The 13,602-nt window shown below is 58.3% G+C and carries 15 protein-coding genes; 14 read left to right on the plus strand and 1 reads right to left on the minus strand.

Annotated elements, in window-relative coordinates; all coding sequences use genetic code 11:
* Positions 1 to 139 precede the first annotated feature (139 nt).
* The 13 genes from EN750_RS02985 to EN750_RS03045 all read left to right on the plus strand — a co-directional run bounded on the left by EN750_RS02985 (position 140) and on the right by EN750_RS03045 (position 12,775).
* A complete protein-coding gene (locus EN750_RS02985; protein ID WP_127395596.1) occupies positions 140 to 1,414 on the plus strand; it encodes a nucleotide sugar dehydrogenase in 1,275 nt (424 codons plus the stop codon).
* Complete coding sequence (locus EN750_RS02990; protein ID WP_127395597.1) at positions 1,414 to 2,439, plus strand: NAD-dependent epimerase; 1,026 nt, start codon at positions 1,414 to 1,416, stop codon at positions 2,437 to 2,439. Before EN750_RS02985 ends, EN750_RS02990 begins: the two co-directional genes overlap by 1 nt.
* Positions 2,440 to 2,536: 97 nt before the next feature.
* On the plus strand, positions 2,537 to 3,367 hold the full coding sequence (locus EN750_RS02995; protein WP_189526021.1) for a glycosyltransferase: 831 nt from the start codon (positions 2,537 to 2,539) through the stop codon (positions 3,365 to 3,367).
* Positions 3,364 to 4,632, plus strand: a complete 1,269-nt coding sequence (locus tag EN750_RS03000; RefSeq protein ID WP_127395599.1) for a hypothetical protein — start codon at positions 3,364 to 3,366, stop codon at positions 4,630 to 4,632. The genes EN750_RS02995 and EN750_RS03000 overlap by 4 nt, the downstream gene beginning before the upstream one ends.
* A complete protein-coding gene (locus EN750_RS03005; RefSeq protein ID WP_189526022.1) occupies positions 4,625 to 5,401 on the plus strand; it encodes a class I SAM-dependent methyltransferase in 777 nt (258 codons plus the stop codon). The genes EN750_RS03000 and EN750_RS03005 overlap by 8 nt, the downstream gene beginning before the upstream one ends.
* 88 nt (positions 5,402 to 5,489) lie before the next feature.
* The gene (locus EN750_RS03010) at positions 5,490 to 6,215 is read left to right on the plus strand and encodes a methyltransferase domain-containing protein (protein WP_189526023.1); all 726 of its coding nucleotides are present in this window, start codon (positions 5,490 to 5,492) and stop codon (positions 6,213 to 6,215) included.
* Positions 6,193 to 7,350 (plus strand): glycosyltransferase, encoded by a 1,158-nt coding sequence (locus EN750_RS03015; protein WP_164895695.1) that lies wholly within the window; start codon positions 6,193 to 6,195, stop codon positions 7,348 to 7,350. The genes EN750_RS03010 and EN750_RS03015 overlap by 23 nt, the downstream gene beginning before the upstream one ends.
* On the plus strand, positions 7,347 to 8,489 hold the full coding sequence (locus EN750_RS03020) for a glycosyltransferase family 4 protein (protein WP_127395603.1): 1,143 nt from the start codon (positions 7,347 to 7,349) through the stop codon (positions 8,487 to 8,489). Before EN750_RS03015 ends, EN750_RS03020 begins: the two co-directional genes overlap by 4 nt.
* Before the next feature lie 57 nt (positions 8,490 to 8,546).
* A complete protein-coding gene (locus tag EN750_RS03025; protein ID WP_127395604.1) occupies positions 8,547 to 8,981 on the plus strand; it encodes a hypothetical protein in 435 nt (144 codons plus the stop codon).
* Between the two features lie 151 nt (positions 8,982 to 9,132).
* Entirely contained in the window at positions 9,133 to 10,191 is a 1,059-nt protein-coding gene (locus tag EN750_RS03030; protein WP_127395605.1) for a DUF977 family protein, read from the plus strand.
* Positions 10,192 to 10,871: 680 nt separating this feature from the next.
* Positions 10,872 to 11,198 carry a hypothetical protein gene (locus EN750_RS03035; RefSeq protein ID WP_245481758.1) on the plus strand — a complete coding sequence of 109 codons (327 nt, stop codon included), beginning with the start codon at positions 10,872 to 10,874 and terminating at the stop codon, positions 11,196 to 11,198.
* 326 nt (positions 11,199 to 11,524) lie between these two features.
* Positions 11,525 to 11,845, plus strand: a complete 321-nt coding sequence (locus EN750_RS03040; protein ID WP_127395607.1) for a hypothetical protein — start codon at positions 11,525 to 11,527, stop codon at positions 11,843 to 11,845.
* Positions 11,846 to 11,965: 120 nt separating this feature from the next.
* The gene (locus EN750_RS03045; protein WP_127395608.1) at positions 11,966 to 12,775 is read left to right on the plus strand and encodes a CpsB/CapC family capsule biosynthesis tyrosine phosphatase; all 810 of its coding nucleotides are present in this window, start codon (positions 11,966 to 11,968) and stop codon (positions 12,773 to 12,775) included.
* 25 nt (positions 12,776 to 12,800) lie between these two features.
* Here the strand turns inward: EN750_RS03045 and EN750_RS40385 are convergent, their stop codons facing one another.
* Positions 12,801 to 12,959, minus strand: a complete 159-nt coding sequence (locus EN750_RS40385) for a hypothetical protein (protein WP_164752261.1) — start codon at positions 12,957 to 12,959, stop codon at positions 12,801 to 12,803.
* Here EN750_RS40385 and EN750_RS03050 point away from each other — a divergent pair.
* Positions 12,952 to 13,557 (plus strand): polysaccharide biosynthesis/export family protein, encoded by a 606-nt coding sequence (locus EN750_RS03050; RefSeq protein ID WP_224696614.1) that lies wholly within the window; start codon positions 12,952 to 12,954, stop codon positions 13,555 to 13,557. The genes EN750_RS40385 and EN750_RS03050 overlap by 8 nt on opposite strands.
* Positions 13,558 to 13,602: the final 45 nt, after the last annotated feature.

Here is a 13,602-nt window from a genome sequence, read left to right on the forward strand (position 1 = left end):
GATTTCTATTACATAAAGAACTTTTCGCCTTGGCTGGACGTTTTGATAACTCTCAAGACGCTGAAAACGATGCTTACCGGCTTTGGTGCGAGATAACCAATGCGAAGCATGGCTCTGGAATAGCAAGCGCAGGAAGCAGATGGATCTCGCCTCCAGGAAAATAGCGATCATCGGGCTTGGCTATGTCGGCCTGCCGCTGGCGGTCGCCTTCGGCGCCGGCAGGGATGTCGTCGGTTTCGACATCGACCAGTCGAGGGTGGACGCGCTGAGGCGTGGCGACGACCATACGCTGGAAGCCAGCAGCGATGAGATCAGTGCTGCGTCGCGGCTGACATTCACCACCGACAAGGCCGATCTGCGCGATTGCGGGATTTTCATCGTCACGGTTCCGACGCCGATCGACAGGGCCAACCGTCCGGATCTGAGACCGCTGATCATGGCATCGACTTTTGTCGGCGAGGTCATATCGCCAGGCGCGGTGGTGATCTTCGAATCGACGGTCTATCCCGGCTGCACGGAAGAGGTGTGCGCGCCGCTGATCGAGAAACATTCGGGCCTGCGCTACAATGAGGGGTTCTTCCTCGGCTACAGTCCCGAGCGCATCAATCCGGGCGACCGCGAGCATCGGTTGCAAACGATCGTCAAGGTCACCAGCGGCTCGACGCCGGAAGCGGCCGAAGGTATCGATGCGCTCTATGCCTCGATCGTGCCGGCAGGCACACACCGTACCTCGAGCATTGCGGTCGCCGAAGCGGCCAAGGTCATCGAGAACACTCAGCGCGACCTCAACATCGCGCTGATGAACGAGTTGTCGCTTATCTTCGGCAAGCTCGGCATCGACACGTCCGAAGTGCTGGAAGCCGCCGGCACCAAATGGAATTTCCTGCGCTTCACGCCTGGTCTCGTCGGCGGCCACTGCATCGGCGTCGATCCCTACTATCTCACCCACAAGGCCCAGGAACTCGGCTATCATCCGGAGGTGATTCTTGCTGGCCGCCGTATCAATGACGGCATGGGTCGGCACGCGGCGGATCAGACGGCCCGCCTGATGATGCGCAAGGGAATACCTGTCGTTGGCAGCCGGATTCTGGTGATGGGCGCGGCCTTCAAGGAAAATTGTCCGGACCTGAGGAATTCCAAGGTCGCCGATATCGTTGCCCAACTGAAGGAATACAACGCCGGCATCGACATATGGGACCCCTGGGTCGACGCGCAGGAATGCGCGCGTGCCTTCGGCGTAGCCAGCATGAAGGACATTCCCGACATGCGTTATGACGGCGTTATCGTGGCCGTCGGCCACAGGCAGTTCCGCGCGTTAGGCGTCGACGGCCTGATGGCGCTTTGCAAGACCCCGGGCGTCATCTACGACATCAAGGGTCTGTTCCCCAGGCATGTCACGGATGGGCGTTTCTGATGAAGGTTCTGGTCACCGGCGCGGCCGGCTTCATAGGATATCACGTAGCGAAGCGGCTGCTGGAGCGCGGTGACGAGGTCGTCGGCATCGACAACGTCAACGACTATTACGATCCGGAGATCAAGGAGGCGAGGCTGCGGCTTCTGGACGAGGCGAGCCGCAAGACCAATGCCGGCTATCATTTCATCCGCGGCAATCTCGCCGACAAGAGCGTGGTCGACGCCTGCTTTGCCGACCATGCATTCGACCGGGTGATCCATCTCGCCGCCCAGGCCGGGGTTCGCTACAGCCTGGAAAACCCGCATGCCTATGTCGAAAGCAACATCATCGCCTACACCAACATGCTGGAGGCCTGCCGCAACAGCGCCGTCGCGCACCTGACCTATGCCAGCACGTCGAGTGTCTACGGTGCCAACACCGACATGCCGTTTTCCGAGCATCGTCCGGCCGACCATCCGCTGCAGTTCTACGCCGCGACCAAGCGCGCCAACGAACTGATGGCGCACAGCTACAGCCATCTGTTCGGATTGCCGACGACCGGGCTTCGCTTCTTCACGGTGTATGGTCCCTGGGGTCGCCCGGACATGGCGCTGTTCCTGTTCACCAGGAACATCCTGGCCGGCGAGCCGATCAAGCTGTTCAACAACGGCAACCACACGCGCGACTTCACCTATGTCGATGACATCGCCGAAGGCGTGATCCGCGCCAGCGACAGCCCGGCCACGGGCAATGCCGCCTGGGACTCCAGCCGTCCCGATCCGGCCACAAGCAGCGCCCCCTGGCGCATCTTCAACATCGGCAACAACAACCCGGTGAAGCTGACCGCCTATGTCGAGGCGCTGGAAAACGCGCTGGGCCGCAAAGCCATCGTCGAACTCTTGCCGCTGCAGCCCGGCGACGTGCCCGATACCTTCGCCGACACCTCGGCGCTGGAGCAGGCGGTCGGCTACCGCCCGGCGACGACGGTGACCGAGGGCGTCGGGCGGTTCGTCGAGTGGTACAAGGCGTATTTTGCGCGGGGATAAGGCTCGGCGTTTCCCGGCTGATCCGCGCTGTTCCATGATCGCGTAACCAGGAGCAGATGGAATCGATACGGCTCGCAAACAGGCAGTCTGCAATCCATTGCAGTCCCAGGCGCTATTGAGCGTCTGCATCCCCACGTTCAATCGGCGGGATCGCGTTGCGGCGCTGGTTCAGCAACTGTTGCGTACGGACTGCCCATTGCAGATATGCGTCCATGTCGACGGTTCGACCGACGGAACGAACGAAGCGCTTGCGGAAATCGCATCTCGCGATGCCAGTTTGGTGGTCACCACCGGCCCGAATGACGGCAGAGGCCGCGCGATGTTTTCGGCGATTGCTTCCGCCACTGGCGACTATTGCATGGTCTTCGATGATGACGACGATCTCTTCACCGATCGCCTGCCGGAAGTCTGTGAGCACCTCTCGCAGAGAGGTGTCGATGAGAAGATTGCGGGTTTTGTGTTCTCGATGGCTCTTGGCCACCCAGAGACGGCAGCAGAGCCGTTTCCGTCGGAACGGACAAACCTGATAAAGATGCGGGCCGACGAACGGGTGGTCGGCGACAAGAAGGAGGTCATCAAAACTCCTTTGCTTAAACGGGTTGCCGTGCCCCCAGCGGGGCGGTTCCGCCGCGTTCCAACATCTCTTCTCTGGTCCAGATTGGCGATCGAATACGACGTTATCTGTGTCAATGTCGAGATTGGACAAAAACGATATTTGCCGGAGGGGATGACGGCAAGGATTCGGCTTCTTCAGCGACAAAATGCATACCCGATGTTGTTGCTGAACTTGAACTACATCAAGGCGTTCGGGCTAGGACGATATCGGTCAGTTCGGTTCTTGGGCAAGGCGGTTCTTGCCTGTTTGAGCTTTGGTGTCTTGAGTTTCCCGTTCTTGCTCAAGAGGTCATTCGTGCGGGTGACTTCATGAAAGAAGCCAGCCTGTGGAAGTTGGTGGAAGCCATCGTAATACGAATTGTTCCTGGTCTTCTGAACATAGCGACGTTGCTGTACATCGGCAGCCATCTGGAGACTGGACAGTACGGTGTTTTCAGCACGACGATTGCGACAGTTTCATTTATTTCGACACTTGTTTTTGGAGTCGCGACCTATTCGATAATGCCGGTTTCCGCAAAAATGCATGCCGCGGGAATGGGTAGAGAGTACGTATCGTCCATTTTGACCGTGCTGGCAGTTGTGGTGTTGTTTGTCGTTCTGGCTGGACTGGCAATGACGTGGCTGGGATTTGGCAATGCCGTTGCCGCGACCATCATCGTTTCTTTCGGCTTGCACACCGCACTTCAAGAGATTTTGAGGTCACAACTGCGTTTGTGGGCGTACGGTTGGTCGGCGATTGGCCAGGCCGTCGCATACCAGGCAGGAGCCATAATCCTGCTTGTCGGCGATGCGAAAGTAGGCTCGGCTCTTGCAGCCTTTTCGCTCAGCTATTTCGTCGGAGCGCTGATTTCATTTGCCTTCCTGGGACCTATGAATCTGAGACGGCCTGGCTTTTCCTATCTTGCCGGGTCTCTGGTTACAGGCTGGGGATTTGTGTTGAGCAATCTGGCCGAGAGCGGCGTGTTTGTCGGCATTCGATACATTGTTTTGTTGCTTGGCTCCGAGACCCATCTCGGTGTCTTCTCGTTTTGCGTCGATCTTTCACAACGGTCCGTCGGCTTCTTCATGAATGCGGCCAGCTTCGTATTTGTGCCAAGGGCGTTTCTCAGTGCCGCAAATGGAAACGTCAGGGAGTTTCGGCGCGGACTGTTCGAGGGAGCGGCCATCGCACTCATTTTTGCGACCGTGGCCGCGGCCGGAATAGTTGGCCTGTTTTTCTCGGGCCATGCATTCGGATGGCTGGGGAAGTCTTTTGATCCTGTGGTGTTCGGGATCGTTTCTTGTGCTGTTCTGGTCAACAGGACGAAGAAAGTGATCATCGATCCTTTTGCGCTTAGGTCGAGCAAAGCGATGACGTTGACCTATTCCTACGCGATAGGGGCGTTGGCTTGCTGTTGTCTGGCGGCATTGGGCCTTTGGTGGCGGGTGCCTCTTGGCAGTGAAATGGCATTTTTGTTCGGATATGTCGTTGCCGCTGGCTGTTCCTTTTTCGCATTGAGGAATGTGATTGCAGATCAAGGGCCTGGTGCGAAACAGCGCACCGTTTTGATGGTCGGTCCGGATGCCAGAAATGAATGAGAAGAAAGCATTCTACGACGAGAAAAACAGGCGCATCGTCCATGTCGGCACGGTGGCTGATGACGACTATTGGGATTCTCACTGGGCCGAAGGGATTGTCTCGAGGCCGGATCGCTTTGTCGTTGAAACCACCAAGCGATACCTGACCGGATCGGCCAAGATCCTGGACGCTGGATGTGGCTTGGCCAATACGGTCCATGGCCTCGACCAGGCAGGCTTTTCCGCCTACGGGATCGACTTCGCGCAGAAGACCGTGGGGATGGTGAATCGTGCCGCGCCCCATTTGCAAGTGACCGTGGGGGATGTTCGAGCAACGGGCTTCGCGGACGAATTCTTCGATGGGGTGTGGTCTCTGGGGGTGATCGAGCACTTCTTCGACGGTTACGATGAGATCGCATTGGAGATGAAGCGCATCATCCGGTCAGGAGGAGTTGCCTTCGTGACAGTGCCGAGCATTTCTCCTCTCCGGCGGCTGAAGATCAGAATGGGTCTCTATCCCAGGTTTCCAGGTGAACGGGCCGGATTTTACCAGTTCGTTCTTGAGCCGTCTTCGATTGTTTCCAATTTCGAACAGCACGGCTTCAAGCTTCTGGGATCACAGCCGAGGGGAGGCTTCAAGGGGCTGAAGGACGAGACATTTTTCTCCAAGCCGATGCAGGCCTGGTACGACAGTAAGAATGGAATCCTGAGAGGTTTGCGTGCTGCTGCGGACCGGTTGCTCGGCCCATTTTCGCATCATACGCGGCTCTACGTCTTCCACAGGATATAGCGCGGATGTCAAATCCGAGTGGGCGCGATCGCCAAACGAAACCGGTGGTGAAGCAGTGTCGATATTGCGAAAGTTTGTTCGCACGAATGTGGCCATTTCCGAGTTCCTGGACAGTGCTCTGCCGCGGCGCCTTCGCATCGACGGCAACCGGACCTTTGCGACGGAGATAGCACCTCCCTTACTTACCTCAAACGCTCGGGTTTACGATCTTGGCGGGGGTGCCAGGCCGTTCGTCAGTCTTTCGGAGAAGCGGCGCCTGGGGCTTTTTGTCGTTGGGCTCGACCTCGACGCGGAAGAGTTGTCGAAAGCGCCACGCGGAATATACGACGAGGAGATTGAAGCGGACCTTACCTCGTTTAGGGGGAGGGGCGATGCCGACGTCGTCATTTGCCAAGCAACGCTCGAGCACGTCCGTGATGGCGAGGGCGCCCTGCGCGGCATTGCCAGTTGCGTGAAACCGGGAGGCATGGTTGCCATTTTCTCGCCCTCGCGCAACGCCGTTTTTGCCAGATTGAGTCGGGTCCTGCCGGAGGGGATGAAGCGACGGCTGCTTTTTGCGATCTATCCTGAAAAGGGCATGGGTCATGACGGGTTTCCGGCCTTCTACGACAAGTGCTTGCCCAGTGACGTCGAAACAATCGCAAAACGGAACGATCTGGAACTTATCGAGCGCCGTCTGTTCTGGAAAAGCTCCTACTTCTATTTTTTCGTGCCGGCCTTTCTTGCCTGGCGCATCTGGTTAGGCGTTTCGGCCCTGTTCCTCCGCAAGGATGCCGCTGAAACCTACGCCTATGTCTTTCGGCGAAAACAGTGAGTTCCCGCGGCCCATGAAAAGGAAGCTCGCGCTGATCGCCATTCCGCTCGACAGAAGAGGCGGTGCCGAAACCATCCTGAAACTTGTTGCGCGCGCACTCGCGAGGCGACCCGACTGGGACGTCGAAATCGGCTTCTTGGGTAGCCAGGCGGCGGGCGAGGCCGCTGGATCACACCAGGACGGAATTCGGTGCAGCTACGGCTATGGCGGCGGCAAGGCCATGAGCGAGTTTTTGCTCGCCCCGCGGCTGATCCGGCGTCGGTACGATTTGGTGTTCTCGAGCCACGCACGGGTAAACTCGTTTCTGGCTGCCGCCCGAAGCGTTGGACTTCTCCGCAGCCATAGGCTGGTCGCCCGCGAGTCCACGGTACTTCTGGATCGCTTCAAGGGTCCTCGCGCGCTCGCTTACAAGGCGCTCTACGCTGCCTATGGCAGCCAGGACATGATAGTCGCGCAAACGAGCTATATGAATGAACGCCTGCGTGACGTATTGCCCCGGCGAGCAATCGCCAAGCTGTGTACTTTGCCCAACCCGGTCGACGAAGATCTCATCGTCAAAATGTCCATGGAAGCATCGTCGGGGCACGACGCCGAGATACTTTCACGCCGTCCGCAGATAGTCTGGTGCGGCCGGCTGATTGATGTGAAGCGTCCGATGATCGCGGTTGATGTGCTGGCCGAAGTCAGACGAAGGACCGGCGAGGATTATGAGCTGACCATGGTTGGCTCTGGCCCCATGGAAGCGGAGTTGAGAGCCCGCGCCGGCAAGCTTGATCTGACCTCGCGACTCAATCTGCTCGGCCAGAGAGACAACCCGTTTCCGCTGTTTCGCGCAGCGCGTGCCGGCATTCTCACGTCGGCGACGGAGGGATTTCCCAACGTCCTTCTGGAAATGATGGCTTGCCGGATTCCCGGCATCGTCACCACCCCCTGTGCGGGAGATCTGGACATGCTGTCGGGCCTGGAGATTTCAGCCGGCTTTGGCGCGTCGGAAATTGCGGAAGCACTGCTGAAGGTCATTCAAGGTGGTGATCGGTCGGCCTTGTACGGAAAGACCTTGTCGGAAAGATCGCCGGATCGGTTTGCGGATATGCTGTTGAGAACGCCGTTGTCATATCCGGGTGGGCAGCGATGACGGCCGTTGCTCGCAACAAGATAGTCGTCTCGATAAACACATCCTGGAATGTCGTCAATTTTCGCAAGGGACTGATCGAGGCGCTGCGGAGCCGCGGCTATGACGTGGTCGTCGTCGCGCCGAGAGACGAGTATTCTCCGCTGATTGCGGCCATGGACTGCCGCTATGTCGAACTCGACATGGACAATTCCGGCACGTCACCGTTGCGGGATTTGGTCCTTCTGTGGCGCTACTGGCGTCTCTTGCGGCGCGAGAGACCGCTGGCCTTTGTCGGCTTCACGATCAAGCCCAATGTGTTCGGCTCCATCGCGGCCAATCTGAACGGCATTCCCGTCATCAACAACATTTCGGGATTGGGGACAGCGTTCGTCCGCGGTGGTCTGCTGCTCAGGATTGCCAAGGCCTTGTACCGGGTGGCATTGGCCCGTTCCAAAATGGTTTTCTTCCAGAATGACGATGACCGGATGCTGTTCGTCAACGAACGCCTGGTTCGCAAGGATCGAACCGCGCTTTTGCCTGGCTCCGGCATCGACCTCGTGCGTTTTGCCCCTTCGCCCGAAGCGCGCACCGGGTCTGGCGCCATCATCTTTCTTCTCGTGGCCCGGCTTCTCTGGGACAAGGGTGTCGGCGAGTTCATCACGGCGGCCCGTCGGGTTTGCCGTGAGGTGCCCGGAGTGCGTTTCCAGCTACTCGGCTTTCTTGATGTCGAAAACCGGACCGCGGTCAACCGCGAACACGTGGAAAAATGGGTTGGCGAGGGATTGGTCGAATATCTCGGCTCCACCGACGATGTGCGGCCTTTCATTGGTGCCGCGGATTGTGTCGTGTTGCCCTCCTACAGGGAGGGAACGCCGCGCTCGCTGCTCGAGGCGGCTGCGATGGGCAAGCCGCTGATCGCAACCGACGTGCCAGGATGCAGGGAAGTGGTGGACCACGCGGTCAATGGCTTCCTATGCAAGGTGAGGGACCCTGATGACCTTGCGAGCAAGATGGTCGAGTTTGCGCGGCTGGACGACTCGTCCAGGGACAGGATGGGAGCCCAGAGCAGAAACAAGGTCGAGCGGCAGTTTTCGGAAACGATCGTCATCGAGAAGTACATGCAGCAGATAGAAAGACTGAGCGCCCTTGCGGCGAAATGAGCGGACCGGCCGCACAGGGTCGGAGGGAGGATAGTTTTGTCAGTCAGGAGCATAGCGTTGCTTGCCGTCGTGGCAGTTTTGTTTGGTGTTGGCTTTCTGGGCATCATCGTGATGCAGAGGGGCGGCCCGTCCCCCGCGAAGCCGGTAGCCGAGCTCAAGCCGTTTGACGGCAAGCTCGCCATTCCATCGGTCGATGATCTGCGTGTCGGCGGTCGCAAGATCCTGCTGTGCGGGGCGTCGTTTTCCAGGCCTCAGGCCATGCGCCTCCTGGTGACGGAAGCGGCGCGCCGAGACTACCAGGGGCTCGTCCTGGCCTGCAAACCTGTCGGTGCCGGAACACCTTGCGACGGCAAGATCGCTTCCAGGGTTGGCGATAACCTTGTTGTGCAGTGCCTGACGGCTGAGGGGGAAGATTTGGCCACCATACTCACGCAGGGCGGAATTCTCTGCGGCCAGCCGGTTCAGGCCGGCGCAACGTACAAACCTTGCTGAGCAGGTCGCCAGTCAGACCAGAGGCTCTTGCGGCGAAGTGAGTGGGTCTTGTTCTTAAGCTGGCCGGCTGCCCGCAGTTGGGTATTTATGGGTCCTTTATTGGGTATGTCGGTTCTTGAATTTTCGGGTATTTTTGGGTATATTTGCGGGTATGACCCTGAAGATCGACTCTCTGCAAATTACCACCGAGATCCTTGCCCTGGTCTCGGAGATCGACGAATTCAAAGGGGCTTGGCGAGCGCTGGGCGCGCTTGCTCCGGAACGCTTATCGGCTCTGCGCCGCGTTGCGACAATCGAGAGCATCGGCTCTTCTACCCGTATCGAAGGAAGCAGGCTTACTGACGGCGAAGTGGAGCGGCTGCTCGCCAACCTCGACATCAAATTCTTTGAGTCCCGAGACGAGCAGGAAGTCGCCGGATATGCGCAGGTCATGGAAATGATCTTCGCGCATTTCGATGCGATTGATCTGACCGAAAACCACCTGACACAGCTACACCGTGACCTGCTGGCGTTCAGCAACAAGGATGAACGCCACCGCGGTGCATATAAGACACTCGCCAATAATGTCAGTGCGTTCGATGCCGACGGAAAAGAGATCGGCGTCATCTTCGAAACGGCGACGCCTTTCGATACGCGGAAGCGGATGAAAGAGCTTGTCGAGTGGACACGCGACACACTCAACGAGCAAAGCCTGCACCCTCTGCTCGTCGTCGCAATCTTCACGGTGGTGTTTCTGGAGATACACCCATTCCAGGACGGCAATGGAAGGCTGTCACGCGTTCTGACGACGCTCCTGCTGATGCGCAGCGGATATGCGTATGTGCCTTACTCTTCCCTCGAAAGTGTGATTGAGAACAGCAAGGAAGGCTACTATCTGGCGCTACGCCAGACTCAGAAGACGATCCGCAGCCCGAACCCCAATTGGCAACCATGGGCTGTGTATTTCCTGCGCGCTCTGCAGCAGCAAAAGCGGAGATTGGAGAAAAAAATCGAGCGGGAACGTCTTGTGCTCGGCACGTTGCCGGAACTCTCTCTGCAAATCGTTGAGGCCATCAATGAGCGTGGGCGCATAACCATCAGCGAGATCGTCAACCTGACAGGTGCAAACCGAAACACCGTCAAAAAACACTTGGCAATTCTGGTCGAAGCGAACCATCTGGCCCAACATGGAACCGGCAAGGGAACGTGGTACGGCCAAAATAGGCGGTAAAGCCGCCAAGTCTGAGGCACGTCGACTTGGTGAGTTGGATCGCGGTTGGGGCATGGAGCAGATCTCTATGGCGGGAGAGCAGGAATGTAGCCGAGCCGGCCGCCTACCCTGTTGGCCGCGATTGGTATCGAGCCGATCTCGAATTACATGCTGTCAGCACGACCAATGGTTGAAATCGCGCGGCTGCCATCAAGGAATATCTACCGAAAAATGTATCGATGATTCAATATATTAGGTTGGCGAAAGGTTTGGCGCGCTCAGCTTGGTCAAAGCTTATCGAGCCAGTCACCGCGGAAAGGAGACCTCAAATTTTTTTCCGATAGTAAGAAACCTGTGACAGGTAGTCGAAAACTATTAATGCGATCTGGCTAAGGTACTGTGCTTGGACAGACACGCGTCAGCTTAAATCGCCTCGCGCGCGCGAAACAGGTTGGAATTGTGGCGAAAAACTGGTACGCGCTGATGCAATGCCTTTGACTGGGTGCGTCTGAAGTGGTGCAGCGAGAAGGGATCGAAGACTGATGAGCCTTGTGGTTAAAACTGCGCTTGCCGTATTTGTCGTGTCAATCGGGTTTGGTTCAGCTTCATCGTTTGCCCAGGATGCTTCGTGCAGCTGCGCGACACCCTATCAAGGTTCGGCAAACCAGATCGGATCCATCCGTTCCGCCACCGGTGATGTGATGGTGTCGCAGACGGCGGGCTATGGCGCTGCCAAGGTTGGAAGCGCGCTCGATTTCGGCAGCCGTGTGGTGGTTGGCGCCAACGGCGCGGCCTCCGTTCTGGTCGGCGGCTGCAATCTGGAGGTTTCGGCCAATTCGAGCCTCGACGTTTCCCGCCTTGGCAACAACATTTGCCTCAAGCTTGTCGGCTCTGAGAAGACGGCTGCTATTCAGCCCTCCGGCGGCGGCGCCGGGTTCGGTCCGCCGGAGGCGATTTTCGCCGGGGCGCTTCTGACGTCTGGCGTGCTCGCGGCGACGCAGGACGACGACAACGGCGTCAGCCGCTGACGAAGATATGGCGGCGTCGGCCGCTGTAGAGAAGGGTCTGGAAAGGTCGGCGGCCCGGCTGGTTTATTGGGTTTGTTAACCATATTGTTCTATTGCTTGGGGCGGGGCGGGCTGTAATTCGTACCAACAGGGCGAGTTACAGGTTTTGGTGGGGTAAAATGATGAGTTGCCATCGGTTCGGGGTTGCTTTTGCTTTTGTTGCATTCGTCGCAGGGGGCGCCCTGTTCGCCGCGCCCGAGGCTGTAGCTCAGCAAACCTGTTCCTGTCTTGTGCCGGCGTCCGCAGACGCAATAGGTCGTCTTACGCAGGTCCGGGGTGATGTCCAGATGTCCCAGGCCGGCGGCTATGCAGGGGTGGATGCCGAGGCGCCGGTGTATGCGGGCGCGCGCATCATGACCGGGGCGCAGGCGTCTGCTTCGCTGGCTATCGGAGCCAATTGCGCGCTCGATATTCCAGCCAATGCCACCGTCAAGGTCGACCCTATCGAAGGCGGCATGTGCGTTTCGCTTGAGACACCGTCTGCGACGATCGTACCCGCCAGCTCAGAACCTGGCATGCTGCCGATTCTCTTGGGCGGCGCCGCCGTCGGTGGTGCCGCCGCCCTTATTATCGGCCTGCAGGATGACGACGACGCGGTCAGCCAATAGGCGGGATACGACCCCCGCTGTTTTGCGTAAATTTGTCAAATGCGTCATTCGCCTTCATGCGGGTGACGCGTTTCTATTTTGTCGAGGCGAAGCTTTGCCTCCTCTCAACCAGAAACGCCAATGATCGACCTGCATTCACATATCCTGCCCGGTCTCGATGACGGTTCTCCTGACTTGGCCATGTCGCTGGAGATGGCACGGCTGGCAGTGGCCGACGGTACGACGCATATGGCATGTACGCCGCATGTAATGCCTGGGGTTTATGAGAACGCCACGCCAAAGATTGCCGGGGCTGTTCAGGCGTTAGAACTGGAGCTTCATCGCGCTGCCATACCGCTTACCCTATATGTTGGCGCTGATGTTCATCTCGCGCCTGATCTCCCCGATCGATTGAGGGTTGGTACGGTGCCGACTCTGAACGGATCCCGCTATTTCCTGTTCGAACCGCCACATCACATTTTGCCTCCGCGGCTCGAAAACTTCGCCGCCCGTCTCATAGGCGCCGGCTTCGTGCCGATCCTCACTCATCCAGAGCGGTTGACCTGGATCAAGGCGAATTACGACGTCATCGAGAGGTTGAATACGCTAGGCTGCCTTATTCAGCTCACGGCTGATTCTGTGACGGGGGCCTTTGGACGTACGGCGCTCTACTACTCGGAGAAGCTGCTGGATGAGGGCAGGGTGGATATTGTCGCCTCCGACACCCACGGCGCCAGCCGGCGGCGGCCAGGGCTTTCGCAGGCGGTTGTCGCCATCGCGAACCGGTGTGGGGAAGATGAGGCTTACAACATGGCAGTGAAACGCCCGGACGCGATATTGCAAAATCGGCCGCTCGTGCCCATCGGAAAGCAAAGCCCGAGAAAATCGGGGGGCAGCAGTGCGGGGCGGTTTGGCGGATTGGGCCGGTTGTTTAAGAGCGGGGCTCTTTGATGGGCATTTTCGATCTCGCAAGAAGTCATGCGGGCACCGTGCCCGCTTTGCTCGCATCGCTAGCAATATCTGCCTGCGCAAGCACTTCGTCGACATCGACGTCCTCCACCAGTTCTGTCGATGCGCTGCAGCCGACGGCGTCTTCATCGGCGCTCTCTGGCGGTGGTACGCTGCAGGTGGTCAAGGATCTCCCGCCGCCGCAGAATACCCAGAACGGCAGCGAGCAGCCTCTGTCTGCCAACGATGTGCTCGAGGTCAGTGTTTTTCAGGTCGATAATTTGAACAGAACAGTTCAGGTCGACGCGGGCGGACAGATTTCGCTTCCGCTGATTGGGACCATGACTGCAGCCGGCAAGACCGTTCGTCAGCTCGAGAAGGAAATCGAGACTGCCTACGGTGAAAAGTACTTGCAGTCGCCTGACGTGACGATTTTCGTCAAGGAGTCGATTGGCCAGCGCATCACGGTCGATGGTGAAGTCAACAAGGCCGGCATTTATCCGGTGTCCAGCAGCGCTTCCTTGCTCGACGCGATCGCTCTTGCCGGAGGGTTCAATCCGGTCGGTGATGCCGGCAAGGTCTTCGTCTATCGCAATGTCGGCCAAAACAAGCTGGTCGCAAATTACAATGTCGAGGAAATCCGCGCCGGCAAGAACCGCAACCCGCGCATCTATGGCGGCGACGTGGTCGTCGTTTTTGCTTCGAAGTCGAAAATCGCGATGAACAATTTGAAGGATGCGCTGGGCCTCGCCTCCAGCGCTGCCCGCATTGCGGTCATTCCGTAGACACGGACAACCCCAGGATCACCTCGCGCATGCTCGATCGTAACA

This window comes from Mesorhizobium sp. M7A.F.Ca.ET.027.03.2.1 (genome assembly GCF_003999175.1).
Classification (GTDB): Bacteria; Pseudomonadota; Alphaproteobacteria; order Rhizobiales; family Rhizobiaceae; genus Mesorhizobium.